Genomic DNA, 12,524 nt, shown 5'->3' with positions numbered 1-12,524 from the left:
AGCCGTGGCCAGTACTACCCGTGCCCGGTCAGCCGTGCGCCGTGGTCGGTCGGCGTGGCCGGTACAGCGCCTCCGGCACCCTCTGGCATTCAGGGGAAGCGCTCGCCCTCGGCCTCCGCCGAGTCGGCGAGGTGAGCGAGCCACGCCTCGTCCTGCACATCGCTCCAGCAGCTCCCGTCGACGGGGCGGCCATGCAGCAGCTCGTCGAGCTGGTCGAGGTGCAGGAGCCAGGCCGCTCGAAGACGCACCGCTTCGGCGAATGCCGCGGGGTGCGCGGACTGCTCTGCGGCCGAAGCCTCGGTTCGGACGTGTGCCGGATCCGGGGCCAGGACCGGTGCCGGTGCGGTGACGGAGACGGTGAGGTGCAGGATGGTCGATCGATTGCGGGGTCCGCCGGGCACGTCGTCGAGCCGGACGCGCACCTGAAAGCCATCGCCTGCCTCGAGCGCGAGCACCTCCGGCTCGGCGAGGTCGCGGATCACGGCCGACGACAGGTCGTGCGGACGGCGTGCGGCCGGTGCGTGGTACCGCAGCCGGTAGGAACCGGTCACGCGGGGGTCGATATCGAGTTCGCCCAGCCAGCCGGAGGCGAGCACGGGGTCGACCAGCGCGTCCCACACGATCGCGCGCGGAAGAGCGTACGAGCGGCGCAGAATGATCGGCTGCGTCGCGAACACCGGCCCGGAACTCACCGGGCCGCGGCTCTCCGGTGCAGGACTCGACGGCGCGGATTCGGTCGGCTCACGAGTTGCGGGCGGCTCGCTCGTCGGGTCCGCCGAGGCGGGCGCACCGGTCGACGGCGGCGGAGGGTCGATCGACGCGGACAACTCCGACGGCTCGTCGTCGGCACCGAGCCGTCTCGCATCCGGATCCACCGACACAGGTTACGTCTTCCCGATTCGGGAACCTCGAAGGCAACGCCCTAATCTAGGGAATCGTCGCGGACCGCCTCCGCGGGCCACCGTCGGCACCTCCACAGATCCAGGACCCCGCAATGTCTGCACAGTACGCACTCGCCGTAGATTTCGGTGGCACGAAGGTCGAGGCCGCCCTGGTGAACGCCACGGGGCAGGTGTTGCAGGGCAGTCGGTTCCGCAACCCGACTGGTGCGTCGTCGTCGTCGGACGAGCTGGGCGAACGCGTGCTCGCCACGGCGGCGAGCGCGCTCGAGATGCTGCCGCCGGATGGTGTGCTCGACGGCATCGGCATCGGCTGCGCCGGTCCCATCACCGTGCGTGAGGGGCTCGTGTCGCCGCTCAACGTTCCCGCCTGGCGCGGATTTCCGCTGCGGGACCTCGTGCACACGATCGCTCCGGACACGCCCATCACCCTGCAGATGGACGGCATGTGCATCGCGCTGGCCGAGCAGTGGATCGGCTCGGCGCGCGGGTCGGAGAACGTGATGGGCATGATCGTGTCGACCGGTATCGGTGGTGGGCTCATCCTCAACGGGCGCACCGTCGCGGGTCCCACGGGCAACGCCGGTCACATCGGACACGTCGAGGTGGCGGGGTTCGACGACCCGTGCGCGTGCGGCGGCTTCGGCTGCGTGGAGGCCATCGCGTCCGGTCCGAAGACGGTGGCGTGGGCGAAGAAGCAGGGCTGGTCGGGTTCGAGCGGTGAGGAGCTCGCCGTCGACTATGCCGCGGGCGACGAGATCGCCGTGGCCGCCGTTCAACGGTCCGGCAGTGCGATCGGGCAGGCGATCGCCAGTGCCACGGCCCTCGTCGATCTCGACATCGTTGCCATCGGTGGTGGCTTCATCAAGGTGTCCCCCGACATCTTCAACTACATCCGTGCCGCCATCGCCACCCGTCAGCAGTTCGACTTCGTGACCAAGGTGCAGGTGGTGCCGTCGGGTCTGTCGGCCGATGGGCCGCTCGTCGGCGCCGCGGCCCTCGTGCACCACAAGGCGATGGTGCCCAGCTTCTAAGCCACCACCCGGTCCCTGCCCCGTCGAAGGGACGCAACCCGCACCGGTCCCCGCACACCACGGTCCCTGAGCCCGTCGAAGGGACGCAACCCGCACTGCCCCTTCGACAGGCTCAGGGACCGTAAGCAGGCTCAGGGACCGTAAGCAGGCTCAGGGACCGTAAGGGGGCGCAGGGGCGGCGCGGCGACTAGCGGAAGTCGCGCGACTTGGTCGGCGGGGCGAGCACGAGCGCCTCGAAGCGGTCGGCCACCAGGTTCACCACACCCTCCGGTGACCGCTCGAGAATGCCGCGCACGATCATCGCCGGTGAATCGCGGGCCACGCGCCGGTAGCGCATCCACACGCCCACGCTGCAGATCACGTTGATCAGCCCGGTCTCGTCCTCGAGGTTGACGAAGGTGATGCCGCTCGCGGTCGCGGGTCGTTGCCGGTGGGTGACCACGCCGCCCACCTCCACGCGGCGACCCGAGTCGGTGCGCTGCAACTCCGCCGCCTGCAGCACACCGCGTCGGGCGAGGACTCCGCGCATGTGCCGCACCGGATGGTCGTCGGTCGAGATGCCCGTGGACCACAGGTCCGCCATCAGGTCGTCGAGATCGGTGGGCAGCTCGAACAACGGAGGCTGCACGGTGACCACGCTGCCGGGCAGGAACTCGGCACGGTCCTGCGCCGCATTGCCCGCGTTCCACAGTGCCTGGCGACGGGAGAGGCCGAACGAATCGAAGGCCCCGGCCGCGGAGAGCGCCTCCATCTGCGCGGTCGTGAGACCCACCCGGCGCACCACGTCGGCCATGTCGGCGTACTCGCCGCCACGCTCCCGCTCGGCCACGATGCGTTCCGCGACCGGGGCGCCGATCCCGGTCACCTCGTCGAGCCCGAGCCGCACCGCGAGCGCCCCGTCGCGTCGATGGTCGTCGGAGTCGAAGTGCCCAGCCGGGTCGAACACCGGCACCGGTGGCTGTTCGAAGTCGAGGCAGGAGGCGTGCCCCGTGGGCAGAACGGTATCCGTCTCCTCGAGCGGTTCCAGTCCCGCCGCCACCCCGGAGAGCTGGATGTCGGGCCGGCGCACCTGCACCCCGTGGCGCCGGGCGTCCGCGACCAGGGTCTGCGGCGAGTAGAAGCCCATCGGCTGGGCGCGCAGCAGGGCGGCGAGGAAGGCGCCGGGGTAGTGCAGGCGCATCCACGAGCTGGCATAGACCAGCAGCGCGAAGCTCAGCGAGTGGCTCTCCGCGAATCCGAAGCTCGCGAACGCCTGGATCTTGCCGTAGATGTCGTCGGCCACCGCACCCGTGATGCCGTTGCCCGCCATTCCCGCGTAGAGCGTGCTGCGCAGGGAGTCGATGCGTTCGATGCCGCGCTTCGATCCCATGGCTCGCCGCAGCAGGTCGGCGTCCTCGCCCGTGCAGCCACCCACCGCCATCGCCACCTGCATCAACTGCTCCTGGAAGATGGGCACCCCGAGGGTGCGTTCCAGCGGTTCGACCAGCTTGGGATGCAGGTAGGTGATCGGTTCGTCGCCCAGCTTGCGCCGCACGAACGGGTGCACCGCACCGCCCTGGATGGGGCCGGGGCGCACGAGGGCAATCTCCACCACGAGGTCGTAGAAGCGCCGGGGCTGCAACCGCGGCAGGAGCCCCATCTGCGCGCGGCTCTCCACCTGGAAGACGCCGATCGAGTCGGCGCGGCAGAGCATGTCGTAGACCCCCTGCTCCTCGCGCGGCAGGCTGTCGAGGGTCCACTCCTCCCCCAGGTGCTCGCGCACCAGGTCGAACGTGTGCTGCAGTGCGGCGAGCATCCCGAGCCCGAGCAGGTCGAACTTGACGAGGCCCATCCAGGCGCAGTCGTCCTTGTCCCACTGCAGAACGGTGCGACCGTCCATGCGCCCGTGCTCGATCGGGCACACCTCCCCCACGGGGCGGTCGGTGAGCACCATGCCGCCCGAGTGGATTCCCATGTGCCGCGGAAAGGTGAGCACTTCGGTGGCGAGTTCGACCACGGGACGCGGGATGTCGTGATCCTCGCTCGAGACGATCGACCCCCAGCGTTCCACCTGCTTCGACCACGCGTCCTGCTGCCCCGGGCTGTGCCCGAGCGCCTTCGCCATGTCCCGCACCGCGAACTTGGGTCGGTAGCTGATCACGTTGGCCACCTGGGCGGCGTTCTGCCTGCCGTACTTCTCGTAGACGTACTGGATGACCTCCTCCCGGCGATCGGAGTCGAAGTCGACGTCGATGTCGGGCTCCTCGTCGCGCATGCTGGAGAGGAACCGCTCGAACGGCAGGGCGTAGAAGATGGGGTCGACGGCGGTGATCCGCAACAGATAGCAGACGGCCGAGTTGGCCGCCGATCCACGGCCCTGGCAGAGGATGCCGCGCTGCCGGGCGAAGCTCACGATGTCGTGCACGATGAGGAAGTAGCCCGGGAAGTCCTTCGCCTCGATCACGCTGAGCTCGCGTTCGATGCGTTCCCGGTTCTTGTCGGTGAGGTCGGGATAGGTGCTCGCCACGCCGTCCCAGACGAGCTTCCGCAGCCAGCTCATGGGCGTGTGCCCCTCCGGCACCTTCTGCTTCGGCAGGCCGGGGCGGGCACGGCGCAGCTCGAAGCTGAGATCGGCGGCGATGTCCACCGTTCCCTCCACCGCGCCCGGGTAGCGGGCGAACCGGGCTGCCATCTCCGCGCCCGATCGGAGGTGCGCGCCGGCCGATGCGGGCAGCCAGCCGTCCATTTCGTCGAGGCTCCGGCGGGCGCGCACCGCGGCGAGCGCGGTCGCGAGGCGGTGCTGCTCCGGTGCGGCGTAGTGCACATTGCCGGTGGCGATCGCCGGCAGTCCCCGGGCACGCGCGAGAGCGGCCAGCGCGTCGTTGTGGCTGGAGTCCAGCGGATTGCCATGGTCGTGCAGTTCCACGGCAACGTTGTCGCGGCCGAAGAGGTCGATCAGCCGGTCGACCTCCTGTCCCGCAGCTCGCGGGCCGTCGCCGACGAGCGCCGATCGCACCGCCCCCTTGCGGCAGCCCGTGAGCACCAGCCATCCACCGGACGCCGTCGCCGCCAACTGATCGATGTCGTAGAGCGGCCGGCCCTTCTCCTCGCCGGCGAGCTGTGACGAGGTGAGCGCGGCGGCCAGCCGATGGTAGCCCTCCTCCCGCCGCGCGAGCACGACCAGGTGGTTGCCCTCCGGATCGGCTACGCCGTTCTGCGGAGCGGTGAGGCCGAGGGACAGCTCCGCACCGAACACGGTCGCGATGTCGTGCTTCTCGGCGGCCTCCGCCATGCGCACGATCCCGTACAGGCCGTCGTGGTCGGTGAGCGCGAGGGCCGTCAACTCGAGCCGGGCCGCCTCCTCGAGCAGCGCCTCGGGCGAGCTGGCGCCATCGAGGAAACTGAAGTTGGAGTGTGCGTGCAGCTCGGCGTAGGGGACCGTCGTGGCCAGCGGCTCGGTGACGGGCAGCTCGGGCGGGCGGTAGGGCTCGCGCTTGTGCGACCACGCCGGACTGTCTCCGCCGTCAGCGGCGAGGGGAATCGAGGAGGGGCGTCTGGCGTCGGACAGTTTGCGTTCGAACTCCGACCAGGGAATCGGCGGATTGTTCCAGCCCATCAGTCGTACCTCGCTTCCGCGCGCCACGATCCACCGTCGAGCACGAACAGCCACGCCGTTCCGTCGGCATCGACGATCTGGAAGCGGTACGCCCGACGACTGTGCTCCGGATCCCACCAGCGCTCGTTCACCGGCCATGGTCCGGCCCAGGCCTTGACCGACCGGACGGGACCGCCATCCGGAGCCACGACCGGACCGGCATCCGCAGCTACGACCGGACGCGCATCCGCAGCCTTGACCGACCGGACGGGACCGGCATCCGCAGCTTTGACCGACCGGACGGGACCGGCATCCGCTGCCATGACCGCACCTACCGGACGCGCATCCGCAGCCTTGACGGATCGCACGGGACCGGGATCACGCTGAGCACCCCGCCCGTCCGCACCCGGGTCTCGTTCCTCGGTACGGACAGCGACGCCTAGGGCGGTTCCCACGGCGGCGGCACCCGTGACGGCGGCACCCGTGACGGCGGCACGCGTGCCTGCAACCTCCCTGCCGGCGCTCGACACGGCAGACCCCCGGAAGAACGAGGCGGGTGCGCCGCTCAGTGCACCCCGCTCATCGACGCTCACCTCCGCGCCGGAGGCATCGACCACGCACACCGGGTGGGGCGAGGAGAACACCGTGGCAGGCGGGAGTGGCGGAAGCTGCCCGGGCCAGGGCTGCTCCACCGGTCGGTCGAGCTGGGGACGGTCTCCCCAGGCGATCAGGTTCTGCCGGTCGGCGAGAGTGCGCCCGCCGCCGATCGTCGCGGTGAGCACCCCGCCGTGTCCGAGCATGCTCTGCACGCGGGAGAGCCCGGAGTGGATGCGCTCGTCGGGCCCCGTGCCCCACAGGCCCTCCTCATGATTCGAGATGGCGTCGACGCTCTCGGGCATCACGCTCACCCGGGTGATGCCGGAACGCAGGCCGCTGTCGATCGTCCCACCGCCCTGCAGCTGCCACCGCACCCGATCGAGCACGTCCGAGGCGGTGAATGAGCGCGGATGCAGCCAACTGCGCTCGGAGGTGTCCCCCGCCTCCGTCGCCACCTCGATGCGGATGGCCGTGCACACCAGCCCCGCCGCCGTGAGTCCCTCGAGGAAGCGGTCGGCGGATGCGCGGAACCCGAACGTGACCTGGTCGACCCGGTCGAGTGCCGGTTCGAACTCGATGGTGCTGTCGAGTTGCTGCGGGGGGACGCGCGGAAGAACGGCACGGCTGTCGTGTCCGCTGGCGAGAGCGTGCAGGCGGGCCCCGTCCTCACCGAATCGCTGGAGCACATCGGTTACCGGCAGTGCGGCGAAGTCCGCCAGGGTGCGCACGCCGAGGCGGTGGAGCAGGGTCACGAGCGCGGGTGACGAAAGCAGGCCGACCCCCAACGGGCCGAGGAACGCCGCCGACTCCCCGGGGGGTACCCGCAGAATGCGTCCCGCCCCGGGAAGCACCGCGGTGCTGCGGGCGGCATGTTCCGCCGTGAACGGGCCGTCGGCTATCCCTACCCGGGATTCCCCGAGCTCCAATCCCTCCACGGTGCCGAGACGGTCGAGCAATGCCTGGGCGGCGGGCTCCTCGCCACCGTAGTAGCGGCTGGGTCCCCGGGTGCGCAGGGCGCACATTCCGGGTCGCAGGAGTTGCACCCCCGGCATGATCTCCTCGATCGCATCGATCACCGCCTCGAACGCGCGAGTGTCGAGTACCGCCTCATAGGGTTCGACGATGAGATCGGGGTGCCGAGACTGCGCCTCGCGCACCCGGAGTCCGCGAGCCACGCCCTCGCGGCGGGAGCTGGCCGAGCAGGCGAACACCCGGCCCTTGTCGATGAGGGCGATGGCGGCATCCGGTGAGTGCCGGTGGGCCTGAATGGCGGCGGTGACCGGCCAATCAGGACACCAGAGCACCATGGTGCGGGTGATGGTCGGCGCCGTCATCCGGTGGCCTCCCTCAACGGAGGTGCGAGGTCGGCCGGGGCCAAGCGGGGCTCGAACCGCTTCTCGGCCTGACGGAACGTCGCCTCGCGATCGGGCAGCCAGAGACGCGCGCTGCGGGGGCGCGCGTGCACGCGGCTCGTGACCGTGACCGTGACCTGCCGCGCGGAGAGATGGCCGTGCCCGTCACCGATGCCGCTCCAGTCGCTCTCGGAGAGACTGAGCATCGCCTCGCTCTGCGGCCAGGTGCCGAGCACGATGAGAGTGGCATCGCGCTGGCGGAGGCGCGCTGCGAGTCGCGAGATACTCGCGTCGTCGGCACGGCGAGGCGGACGGGTGACCACCACCTCCATCACGTCGGCGATGGCCGCGGTGACGTTCAGCCACTGGTCTCCCGGATGCGGCACGAGCACGAGCCGATCGAGGTCGACGCCGAATCGGGCCGCCGCCTCGACGCCGAACTCGGGCATCCCCACGATCCCGCACCACGACCCTGCCGCCGACGGCCCCGCGAGAAGGGCCATCAGCAACGTCGCCGACCTCTCGACCGAGTAGATGGCGCCCTGCTTCAGTGCCCCGCCGGGCAGTAACTGCGCGATCGCCGGATGAGTGGGGATGCTTCGGCTGTCGAGCGTGCTTGACTGCATCTCACGGATACGGGCCTGCAGGGTACGCACTCGATCCTGCGCCGGTAGCCCATCCAGGGCGGGCGCAGATATGCTCGAATGTGCGGCGGATGTCACCCCTCTATGATCGAACATAGCTTCGAGGTTAGCAATCCGCACTGACATTCCCGGCGTGTCGCTCGTCCCCACTCGGCCTCCCCGGCTCGGTGCCTCGGCGGGGCTTCCCTCGACGGGGGCGGTACCTCGGTGGGACGCTGGTGCGGCAGCGGACGTGTACGGCGGCGCAGCTCACCGATGGCACGGCACGGCATCTCTGGCGGCGGGATGGAAGGAATGGACGACGATGACCGATGTCGAGTTCGAGGGGGTCCTCGACCGGGTGGCCGATCGACTCGCGGGTCTGCCCACCGTGCACGCCGTGTCCCTCGGCGGTTCTCGGGCGCGGGGGCAGCATCGGCCCGACAGCGACATCGACCTCGCCATCTACTATCGGGGCGCCTTCGATCCCGACTCCCTGGAGCGGTTGGGCTGGCCGGGCACGGTCTCGGCGATCGGTGGCTGGGGCGGTGGCGTCTTCAACGGAGGTGCCTGGCTCCGGATCGACGGGCATCAGGTCGACGTGCACTACCGGGATCTCGACTCCGTCGAGCACCAGCTCGCCGAAGCACACGCGGGCCGCTTCTCCATCGAGCCGCTGCTGTTCCATCTCGTCGGCATCCCGAGCTACCTGCTCGTCGCCGAACTCGCCCAGCATCGGGTGCTCCGCGGGGAGCTTCCGCGGCCCGACTTCCCCGCGCAGCTTCGCGCCACCGCTCCCCCGGTGTGGTGGGATCGCGCGCAGAGGAACCTCGACTACGCGGAAGACACCCATGCACGCTTCGGCCGGCTCACCGAGTGTCTGGGGCTCGTCGCTTCGGCGTCACTGTCGGCGGCACACGCCGTGCTGGCCGCCCGTGGCGAGTGGGTGACGAACGAGAAGACCCTCCTGGAACGGGCGGGACTGCGCGGGGTCGACCGAGCGATCGCGAGCGTGACGCCCGATACCGCCTCGCTGCGTGCGGTGGTCGCGCAGGTGCGTTCGCTGTGTGCGGCGGCGGTCGACGGTGCGGTGGGAGGGGAACCGGGGAACGGAGAAGCGGATGCCGCGGCGACAGGCCATGACCGGGCGGCAGGAGCCGTCTCCTGACGCCCGATCCGACGATTCCTGGGGTGCTTTCACTCGACCCCTCCGGTGTTTCGGAAAGGAACGGTCACTCCCGACACTCGTGACGCACCGGTTTGAGTCGATTCGGGGCGTCGGTCGCGTCGGGGTACTCGCACGTGAACTCCCCCTCGTAGCCGAACAGGAAGCCGAAAAGGCGATTGTGCACCTCCATGCGAATGCGGAAGACGCCCGCGTCCTCGTCGTAGCTCTCGTGAAGGTCGGCGCGACCGCTGAACAGCATGGGGAACCGGAACGCGACCGGTCCTTCGTAGAAGCGCTGGGCATCCGACCTCAACAGGAGGGAGCCGTCCGCTTCGGCCGCGAGCTCGAGATCGACGGCGAGGTGCTGGTGGGTGCCGAGATAGTCGACGATCCGTCCTTCGCTCAGAATCATGGTGGCGTCGAAGCGGCTCGGTTCGCGGCGCACGCGGTAGTGCCGCACGAAGGTGACGGTCTCCCTGCCGAACGGATCGCGATACGGATAGTTCTCCACCGTGAACGGCACGTCGGTGCCGAGATCCGGGATGAGGATGTTGCGGATCTTGCCGAAGTGCAGGAACGGCACCGTCCACCAGGGTCCGCGACGGATGCGGGTCATGGTCCCGGTGCCGATGCAGGCGTAACCCGCCTCGAGCGATACGCCGAAGCGGCGTTGAAGCATCGGGTGCAGTCGGGTGAAGTCCGCACCCATCGCTGATTCGAAGATCGAGGTCATGGTGCGCCCAACGCCGCCAGGGTCGACGCCGCCTCCCGGGCGGAACCAGGCGCAGGCTGGTGGACGGCGAGCGGCATCATGGCGCCTCCAGCGCGGCGAGCGCCGGCGGCGCATCGTCCATCGGTCGGCCACGGACCGGGAAACGACTGCAGCGCGATGCCCTCGGACGCCTCGGCAACCAGATCGCGAGCACGGACAGCGGCGTCCAGCGTTCGGGTTCTACTCCCGTTTCGGCCCAGATGCGCAGTCGATCGAAGCTCCACGCGGTCATCCACCCGACGAACGGGCGGACGAGGAACCGGTCGAGCGTGGCACCCCACGTGGGTGTGTAGTCGTAGCCGGTGAGGAAGGTGACCCCCGCGCCGGTCGGCACGTAGCGCCAGTACCCACGTCCGGTGCCGAGCGGCGACACCGGGTCATCAGTGGTGAAGCGAAGGGCGGACGTGCGGGCACCGTTCGCGCTCTCGCGCTCCCCCAGCGACGTCCCCGTGCCGTGGATGGTATGCAGGGGAAGGGCGCGCTCGTAGCGGAAGCGATATCCGCCCTCGGCCAGATCCTCCACGGGGGTGATCCGGGAGAACCGCAGATCCCAGCGCGCATGCAGCACCGGATCCTGGGTCAGTTCCCACACACGGTCGATGTCCGCCGCGACGTAGACCTCTACATAGATCGCTCGCGACGGCACGTCCTCAGCATGCCGCACCGATCGCTCGGGGAGCGGTCTGCGGCGGCCCCGGTACGGGGCACAGCCGCCCGAGGCGCCGCGCCCCTCTCGACCGAGACTTCGCCTCCTGCGAGGTAGCCGGACCATGTCTGTCGACGTTGCCCACAGGGCCACGGGGATGTCGGTGGTGGGTGCTGGAATGTGGGCATGAGAACCTCCGGCGCATCGCTCGCAATGCGAGTCGGCGCCGAGCAACCGAGCACCATAGCGGCCCCCGCTGCGGCCAATGAGTTCGTCGGCGCGCTTACGGAATCGGTGGTGGAGGTCGAGCGGATGATCGCCAGTTTCACGGCGCTGCGCGCGGAGCTCATCGATACCGCTCGACAGGCCGCGGGATGTCCGGGCCTCACCGCGCCGGTCGGAACGGATGAAGCGGGGGCCGGTGCTCCATCGGGTTGCACCGATATCGCCCGGCGATCCTTTCTCGCCGAGATCGCGACGTCATTGCGCATATCCGAGCGCGCCGCGGAGAACATGATCGCCGTAAGCGAGATGTTGACGCACTCACTGCCGTCCACGTTCGGGCGTTACGCGCGGGAACGATCGGATACGCCCATGCCCAACGCATTGTCGACGCGGCGGCGTTGCTGTCGAACGCCGGTACGAAGGAGCAGCTGGAGCGAGTGGCCGTCCCGGTTGCGGAGCGGTCAACTCCGGCCACGCTGGCAAGGAAGCTGCGTCCTCTGCGGGAGAAGCTGCAACCCGAGACGCTCGCCGAGCGGCACGCACGGGCGCTCGAGAACCGCGAGGTGCTGATGGACGGCGCCGCCGACGGGATGGGGTGGCTGAACGCCTACCTGCCGATCGTGAAGGTGACGGCCATCTTCACCCGGCTGAGCGATACGGCACGGTCTCTTCGGGACGGCACCGAGACTCGCACCCTCACCCAGCTCCGCGCTGACATCTTCTGCGATGTGTTGCTCGACGATGAGGTAGAAGGCGATGGGCTGCGCGGCAGCGGGTCTCTCGCGAGTCCTCCCCGGAGCGCTCGACCGGGAACCGATGGCGTGGGTGCTGGCGCGAGCGAAGGCGGTGTGACGGGAAGCGGTGTGGACGGGGGCTCACCTGTCGAAGGCTCAGCTGTCGAAGGCTCACTCATCGAAGGATCACCTGGCGGAGGCTCAGCTGTCGATGGCTCACCAACCGGACAAACGGTGTCGCGGTACCGCGGCATCCGACCTCACGTCTACGTCTCCGTCCCGGTGCTCACCCTGCTCGGGCACGGCACTGAACCGGCGATCCTCGAGGGATACGGTCCCATCGATGCCGAGACCGCCCGCGAACTCACCGCTCGGGCCCCGTCGCTCACGCGCATTCTCACTCATCCGGAGACCGGTGCCATCCTCTCCGTGGGGCGCTCGAGTTACGTCGTACCGGCCGATCTGCGCACGTGGTTGCGGATCCGCGACCATACCTGTCGCTTCCCCGGATGCAACCAGCGAGCCACCTCCTGCGATGTCGACCATTCCATTGACTGGCACACGAACGGGCTCGCGGCGCACGACAACCTCGCCCATCTGTGCCGCGGACATCACACGCTCAAGCATCACGGTGGCTGGACAGTGAAGCATGCGGGAGACGGGACGCTCGACTGGACGTCGCCCGCGGGCAGGCGCCACCTGACGCACCCCGAGAACCGGCTACCGTCCGGAGCCGACCCAGGGCCGGCGTTCCCGTCGGGATCGCGGTCGGCGCCGGGATCAGGGTCACGACAGTCAGGGATCTTGACAGTGGTGAGACCACCCTCAGCGCACCCGACCTCCTCCGGCCCACCGCGCGGCACGATGGACTCGGATCCGCCACCCTTCTAGCGTTTCCCA

General features: G+C 69.6%; 9 protein-coding genes. 3 read left to right on the top strand and 6 right to left on the bottom strand.

The genetic code is table 11. From position 1 onward, the window contains the following. Positions 1–89: 89 nt before the first annotated feature. Positions 90–875 carry an SRPBCC family protein gene (locus EY822_RS15480; protein WP_227497255.1) on the bottom strand — a complete coding sequence of 262 codons (786 nt, stop codon included), beginning with the start codon at positions 873–875 and terminating at the stop codon, positions 90–92. A 119-nt stretch (positions 876–994) separates the two neighbouring features. On the opposite strand from EY822_RS15480, the gene EY822_RS12275 reads away from it, so the two are divergent. After that, the gene (locus EY822_RS12275; protein ID WP_150308513.1) at positions 995–1,933 is read left to right on the top strand and encodes an ROK family protein; all 939 of its coding nucleotides are present in this window, start codon (positions 995–997) and stop codon (positions 1,931–1,933) included. Between the two features lie 187 nt (positions 1,934–2,120). Here EY822_RS12275 and EY822_RS12270 read toward each other — a convergent pair whose 3' ends face one another. The 3 genes from EY822_RS12270 to EY822_RS12260 are packed head-to-tail and all read right to left on the bottom strand — an operon-like array spanning position 2,121 to position 8,082. Beyond that, positions 2,121–5,528 carry an error-prone DNA polymerase gene (locus EY822_RS12270; protein WP_150308930.1) on the bottom strand — a complete coding sequence of 1,136 codons (3,408 nt, stop codon included), beginning with the start codon at positions 5,526–5,528 and terminating at the stop codon, positions 2,121–2,123. After that, on the bottom strand, positions 5,528–7,438 hold the full coding sequence (locus tag EY822_RS12265; RefSeq protein WP_227497254.1) for a Y-family DNA polymerase: 1,911 nt from the start codon (positions 7,436–7,438) through the stop codon (positions 5,528–5,530). The genes EY822_RS12270 and EY822_RS12265 overlap by 1 nt, the downstream gene beginning before the upstream one ends. Further along, positions 7,435–8,082, bottom strand: a complete 648-nt coding sequence (locus tag EY822_RS12260; protein WP_227497253.1) for a hypothetical protein — start codon at positions 8,080–8,082, stop codon at positions 7,435–7,437. Before EY822_RS12260 ends, EY822_RS12265 begins: the two co-directional genes overlap by 4 nt. A gap of 322 nt (positions 8,083–8,404) precedes the next feature. On the opposite strand from EY822_RS12260, the gene EY822_RS12255 reads away from it, so the two are divergent. Then, positions 8,405–9,247, top strand: coding sequence for a nucleotidyltransferase domain-containing protein (locus tag EY822_RS12255; protein WP_150308512.1), 843 nt, complete (start codon positions 8,405–8,407; stop codon positions 9,245–9,247). Between the two features lie 64 nt (positions 9,248–9,311). Here the strand turns inward: EY822_RS12255 and EY822_RS12250 are convergent, their stop codons facing one another. Together EY822_RS12250 and EY822_RS12245 are read right to left on the bottom strand one after the other, a co-directional pair. After that, complete coding sequence (locus EY822_RS12250) at positions 9,312–9,980, bottom strand: DUF4166 domain-containing protein (protein ID WP_150308511.1); 669 nt, start codon at positions 9,978–9,980, stop codon at positions 9,312–9,314. A gap of 76 nt (positions 9,981–10,056) precedes the next feature. Further along, positions 10,057–10,665, bottom strand: a complete 609-nt coding sequence (locus EY822_RS12245; RefSeq protein ID WP_150308510.1) for an SRPBCC family protein — start codon at positions 10,663–10,665, stop codon at positions 10,057–10,059. Positions 10,666–11,099: 434 nt separating this feature from the next. On the opposite strand from EY822_RS12245, the gene EY822_RS12240 reads away from it, so the two are divergent. Then, a complete protein-coding gene (locus tag EY822_RS12240; RefSeq protein WP_227497252.1) occupies positions 11,100–12,515 on the top strand; it encodes an HNH endonuclease signature motif containing protein in 1,416 nt (471 codons plus the stop codon). The last annotated feature ends 9 nt before the right edge of the window (positions 12,516–12,524 follow it).

It is taken from the genome of Planctomonas psychrotolerans, assembly GCF_008642235.1.
GTDB classification, from domain to species: domain Bacteria; phylum Actinomycetota; class Actinomycetes; order Actinomycetales; family Microbacteriaceae; genus Planctomonas; species Planctomonas psychrotolerans.
The sequence above is the reverse complement of the archived record's forward strand: the minus strand, read 5'-3'. Positions and strand labels throughout refer to the sequence as shown.